This is a genomic window from Azonexus sp. (assembly GCF_036170495.1).
Classification (GTDB): Bacteria; Pseudomonadota; Gammaproteobacteria; order Burkholderiales; family Rhodocyclaceae; genus Azonexus.
The window spans coordinates 1-6,466 of sequence record NZ_JAVHPH010000224.1 but is presented as its reverse complement, the minus strand read 5'-3'; the positions used below and the strand labels follow the sequence as shown (position 1 = coordinate 6,466).

Annotated in this window: 3 protein-coding genes; all 3 read left to right on the top strand. The window is 59.5% G+C overall.

From position 1 onward, the window contains the following. On the top strand, positions 1-1,215 hold a 1,215-nt coding region (locus ADADOO_RS07640; RefSeq protein ID WP_511276401.1), incomplete at its 5' end, for a response regulator. Between the two features lie 94 nt (positions 1,216-1,309). After that, positions 1,310-4,231: an EAL domain-containing protein gene (locus ADADOO_RS07635; protein ID WP_511276399.1), complete on the top strand. Its 2,922-nt coding sequence runs from the start codon at positions 1,310-1,312 to the stop codon at positions 4,229-4,231. A gap of 74 nt (positions 4,232-4,305) precedes the next feature. Further along, on the top strand, positions 4,306-6,466 hold a 2,161-nt coding region (locus ADADOO_RS07630), incomplete at its 3' end, for a PAS domain S-box protein (RefSeq protein ID WP_511276397.1).

Below are 6,466 nucleotides of genomic sequence, written 5' to 3'. Positions count from 1 at the left end.
CAAATCATCAACGACATTCTCGATCTCTCGAAAATCGAGGCCGGCAAGGTATTGCCCGAAAACCATGCTTTCTCGCCGGGCGAAGTCGTGCAGAACATCGGCGCAATGATTCGCGACCGGGTCACCGGCAAGGGGCTGAGCCTGCACATCGACACCCGTCGTTTGCCAGAACGCGCCGTCGGCGACGTGACGCGCCTGCGCCAGGTGCTGCTCAACTTTGCCAGCAATGCGATCAAGTTCACCGAAAACGGCTCCATTTCACTCGACGGCGAACTGCTCGCCGATGAAGGCGAAGAGATGACCTGCCGCTTCACGGTCAGCGATACGGGCATCGGCATCCGGGCCGAAGACACGGCCCGCCTGTTCAACGCCTTCGAGCAACTCGACAGCTCGACCACCCGGCGCTTTGGCGGCACCGGTCTGGGCCTGGCCATTGCCCGCCATCTCGCCGAACTCATGGGGGGTGAAGTCGGCGTCGACAGCAAACCGGGCGTCGGCAGTCGTTTCTGGATCACCGCCCGCCTCGGCGTGGCCAGAGACGACACGCTCCCCGCCCCGGAGAATGCGTCCTCACGGCAGCTGCGGGGACGGGTTCTGATCGTCGAGGACGAGCGCATCAACCGGGACATCGCCGTTGAACTGCTGACCAGCGTCGGCCTCGAGGTGGTCACCGCAGAAAACGGCGTTGTTGCGGTCGACCGGTATAAACAGTCAAATTTCGATCTCATCCTGATGGACATCCAGATGCCGGAACTCAATGGACTGGATGCCACCCGGCAAATCCGCGCCCTTGAAAACGGCGCCTTGGTGCCGATCATTGCGCTGACTGCAAACGCCTTTGACACCGACCGGAAACGCTGCATCGAGGCCGGGATGACCGACTTTCTGGCCAAGCCGGTCTATCCCGACGCCCTCTACACCCTGCTCGCCAAACATCTACCGGCGAGCGGCGCCACCTCGCCCCGACCGCCCCGGAGCGATCAGGACATATCGGAAGCGCCCGCCGGAACTCACACCCTGCGGCAACAAATCGACGTTCTGAGCGCGTTGCTAGGCACCGGAGATATTGAAGCGCCCCACCAGTTCAATCGTCTGAAAGCCGATCTGAAACGCTGTTGCCCGGTAGAGTGCGAGGCATTGCGCCAGCAAATCGCTCTGTTCAACTTTGATGGCGCCATGGCGTTGATCGACACAATAAAAGCACAGCTGGCCTGAAATTATTTCTCCAGTGCGCGCCATATGCCTTGTCTGAGCACGCCTGGCGAGCGAGACTAGCACTCATGATTGAAATGCGCAGGGAGCAGGTGGCATGACACATCAGGACAACAAGACCGAGGAGGCGGCCAAGCCCATAGTGTTGATTGTCGATGACGTGCCCGACAACCTAAGCGCCATTTCCGAGATGATCGGCAATCTGGGCATTGACGTGCGGGTCGCCAACAGTGGCCCGATTGCCCTGCGCTATGCGAGACTCGCCCCACAGCCCGACCTTATCCTGCTCGACGTCATGATGCCCGAGATGGATGGCCATGACGTACTCCGGGCGCTGCGCGCCGATGACGAAACCCGCGCCATCCCGGTTATTTTCGTGACCGCCCTCAACGATCCGGAGAACGAGGAACGCGGCATCGAGGAAGGCGCCGTTGACTACATCACCAAGCCGATCAATCCGGCCATCCTCGGCATCCGCGTCAAAGCCCAACTTGAACTGAAGCGGACGCGCGATATTGTTGCCGGGCAAAAGGCCTGGCTGGAGCAGGAAGTAGCCCGGCGGATGGCTGAAAATGCTCAACTCGACACCCGCTTGCAAATCGCCCTGGCCACCTCCGGTTTCGGTATCTGGGAGCACGATCACGAGCACGGGAGCAACCAGTGGAGCCCCAGCCTGTCGCATATTCTTGGCCTGAATGAAGGGCCGACGACAATCAGCGCCGTGATTGAACGGGTCCACCCGGAAGACCGCAGAGCCATTCTGCAGAGCATGGAAGCTCCGCCCGACCAGGGTGACGAAATCCATGTCGACGAACTGCGCATGCGCCATGCCGACGGTCACTGGGTCTGGATGGAAGCGCGCGGACGCATACTGCGCCGCGACCCCCGGGGCAAACCGCTGCTGACCCTGGGGACCATGGCCGACATCAGCCGGCGCAAGGCCGCCGAAAGCGAACATCGCTTATCTTCGGTGGTGTTCACCGGGATCAGCGACGGCGTCTGTATTACCGATACCAACGGGGACATTTTGCTCACCAACCAGGCCTTTTCAAAGGTTACCGGCTATGACGCCAGCGATGCCCTGGGCAAGAATCCCCGGCTACTCCGTTCCGGGGTACACGGCCCCGAGTTTTATCGCGACATGTGGGAAGCCATCAACCGGTACGGCAACTGGCAGGGCGAGATTACCAACCGGCGCAAGGATGGCGAACTGGTGACCGAATGGCTCAACATTTCGGCCGTGCACGATCAAGGCGGGCGCCTGACCAATTACGTCGGCCTGTTCAGCGACCTCTCGGAGCGCCATGCTGCCGCAGAACGTATTCAATATCTGTCCAGCTTCGATCCGCTGACCAACCTGCCCAACCGCAGCCTGTTTGCCGACCGCCTTGGGCAAGCCCTGATCAGTGCGCACCGCTTCAATCGGGAGACAGCGGTCATCCTGCTCGACCTTGACCGCTTCCGTTTCATCAACGACACGCTGGGTCCGCCGATTGGCGACGGGATATTGATCGAGGTGGCGCGCCGGCTCAATTTGCAGGTCCGCGACGGCGATACGGTCGGCCGCCGTTCCGGCAACGAATTTGGCTTCGTGATGGCCAATCTGAGCCACGAGCGGGACACCATAGCGCTCGCCCAGCGCATGCTCGATGCCATTGCCGTTCCGTTCGAGGTAGGCGGGCACGCCGTCAGCATCACCGCCAGCATCGGCGTCAGCGTCGCCCCCCGCAATGGCGACGATGTCGATGCGCTGATGAAGTGCGCTGATGCAGCACTACTCCGCGCCAAAAAGAGTGGGCAAAACACGTTCCGTTTCTATTCGCCGGAAATGGATGCCGATGCCGCCCGCCGACTCGGGCTTGAGGCTGCCTTGCGGCAAGCCCTGCAACGCAATGAACTGACGGTTTATTACCAGCCACAGATCAGTCTCGACAGCGGCAACATGATCGGCATGGAAGCCCTGTTACGCTGGCACCATCCGGAATTCGGCGCTGTTTCACCGGTCGAATTCATCCCGATCGCCGAAGAAACCGGGCTTATCCTGCCCATCGGCGAATGGGTCTTGCGCACAGCGTGTCTGCAAGCCCGACAATGGCTCGACCTGGGCCTCGCCAACCTGCGTATCGCGGTCAACCTCTCTTCACGTCAGTTTCGCCAGGCCAACCTGCCCGGCCTGGTCAGTCAGTGCCTGGGTGAAACCGGCCTGCCCGCCGGCGCCCTGGAACTGGAGATCACCGAGAGCGCCCTGATCGATGACATCGATGAAGCCATCACCCAATGCCGGGCCCTCAAGGCACTGGGCGTCAAAATATCCCTCGATGATTTCGGCACCGGCTACTCCTCGCTGTCGTACATTTCGCGCCTCCCTTTCGACAAGATCAAGATTGACCAAAGTTTTGTCCGCGACATTACCGAAAATCCGGTCAATGCAGCCATTGCCACCGCGGCCATCGTCATGGCGCGCAGCCTCAACCTGAGCGTACTGGCCGAGGGCGTCGAAACCGAAGCGCAAGCCAGCTTCCTGCGCAGTCGACGCTGCGACTCGATGCAGGGCTACCTGTTCAGCCGGCCGCTGCCGGCAGCGGAGTTCGAGCAGCTGCTGGCCGGCCGAAAGAGCCTTCAACTCGCCAATACGCCAGCGAAAAAGGCGCAGACGCTGCTCATTGTCGATGACGAGCCGAATATTTTGACCTCGCTGTCCCGCCTGCTCCGCCGGGAAGGCTTCAACATCCTGACTGCCCAGTCGCCCGTGGCAGCTTTCGAGCATCTGGCCAAACATCCGGTGCAAGTCATTCTCTCCGACCAGCGCATGCCGGACATGTCGGGAACCGAGTTCTTCGCCCGAGTCCGCCAGCTCTATCCGGAGACTATCCGCATCGTACTGACCGGCTACACCGACATCGAATCGGTCACCGAGGCCATCAATCGCGGTGCCATCTACAAATTCCTGACCAAGCCTTGGGATGACGACCTGCTGCGCGAGCAGATTCGCGAAGCCTTCCGGATGGCCAAAGGCTGACCATGCGTCTTAGCCAGCGAGCCACTTTTCTCTGGTGCTTCCTGCCGGTGGCTTTTGTCGTCATCGCCGCCACCTTGTTCCTTGGCAAGGGCGACGGGATTTTTGAGAAATGGATCGTTGCCGGGGCCCTGCTCCTTTTCGCGGCAACGAGCATCGTCTTTTGGCTCCGCCTGCGGATGCGCGAAAGGGAACGCGAGGCACGATTCCGTGCCATTTTTGACTATGCCATGGTCGGCATCGCGACGATTTCAGCCGAAAAGACCTGGCTCACGGTCAACCCTTCCCTAGGCCGTATTTTGGGCTACGAAACCGAAGAGTTGATGCTAAAAACATGGACAGAACTGACTCACCCTGATGACGCGGAGATGGACATCAAGAAATTTGATGCCGTCCTGCGGGGTGAGTCCGATGGCTATGCGATGGAAAAGCGCTTTATCGGCAAGGATGGCGCGGTTGTTTACGCGGCCATCTCGGCGCGTGCGCTCCGCCAGGCCAACGGGAAAATTGATTTTATTGTGGTCATCGTCGAAGACCTCAGCAACTGGGTTCTGGCCGAAAACGAATGGCGTTCCTCGGTCAAAACGCTACAGCGTTTTATCGACCACCTGCCGGGTAGCGCTTACATCAAGGCTGCAGACTCTCGCATTCTTCTCGCCAACAAGGGTTTTCAAGCCCTGTTTGGAATCGATCCAGAAGGCATCCTGGGCCGCCTCTCGCTTGAAGTTTTTCCGGGCGAATTCGGAGAAAAAATCGTCGCTGATGAAGCGCGCATTCTAGCCACCGGCATCACTGAACGCATTGAGGATGAATGGAACGGGCGAGTTCTGGAAAGCACCAAATTTGCCATTCCTCGCGAAGATGGCAGCGCCGACCTGGGTGGCATCACGATCGATATTACCGAGCGTCGATTGAACGAGCTCCGGCTTGCCCAGCAAGCCCGTCGTTCTGCCATCTTGCTGGCATTACCGAAAAAAGCCGAGGCGCTTTCTGAAAAAGCGTTCATGCAATACGCCCTGGAGCGGGCCGAAGAGGCGACGCAGAGCGTCATCGGCTATATGCACTTCGTCAATGACGATGGCCAGACTATCGAACTGACCGCCTGGTCGGGCAGCACGCTGAAAAATGACTGCACGACCACCTTCGACAGTCATTACCCCATTTCAGAAGCGGGGGTCTGGGCCGAGGCGGCCCGTAAAAAACAGCCTGTCGTTATCAATGACTACGCCACCGCCGAGAACAAACACGGACGCCCCACCGGCCACGCCGCATTGACCCGCCTGCTCAGCGTTCCGGACATGGAGGACGGCACCATCCGCATGATGACGGGGGTTGGCAACAAGGCCAGCGATTACACCGATTTCGACGTCGAAACGGTACAACTAATTGGCAGCGAAACGTGGCGCATCGTGCGTCGACAACGTACCGAGAACGCGCTGCGCCTTGCCACCCAGGTGGTGAATGCGAGTCCGGTGGTATGTTTCCGGGCTTGCTGCGCCGAAGGCTGGCCACTGGTCTTTATTTCGGACAATGTGCGGCAATGGGGCTACCCCCCCAATCACTTGATCGCGGGGAAGCCTCGCGTATTTGATGTCATTCACCCCGATGACCAGCCACGGATACGCGACGAAACCAAGCGCTACACGGCCGAAGGGGTATCACGCTTCACGCAGGAATATCGTCTGGTCACCGCCGACGGCCAGATTGTCTGGGTACTGGGTCGAACCACCGTTCGTCTCGACGCCGACGGCAAACCGGAGTTCTACGATGGCGTGCTAACCGACATAACGGAACGTAAAACCCAGCAATCGGCGATGAACGACGCGCTGAGCCAACAGAAAAAACTCAACAAACGCCTGGAAGAGGCCAACAACCAGTTGATGCAATCGGAAAAAATGGCCTCCATCGGCCAACTGGCAGCAGGCGTCGCCCACGAACTCAACAACCCGATCGGTTTTGTTCATTCCAATCTGGGTACGCTGGATGGCTACGTACACGACCTCATGGACATCATCACGGCCTACCAAAACCGGCTCGGCAACGAGGGGGAGTCCAACCCGCATGCCGACGAAATCAGACGCTTGCTGGAACAGCACGATTTCGCCTTCCTCAAAGACGATATTTTCAGCCTTCTCGCGGAATCCAAGGACGGCCTGGGCCGGGTCCGCAAGATTGTCCAGGATCTCAAAAACTTCTCGCGCGTCGGCGAACAGGAGTGGCAGGAGGCAGACCTGCACG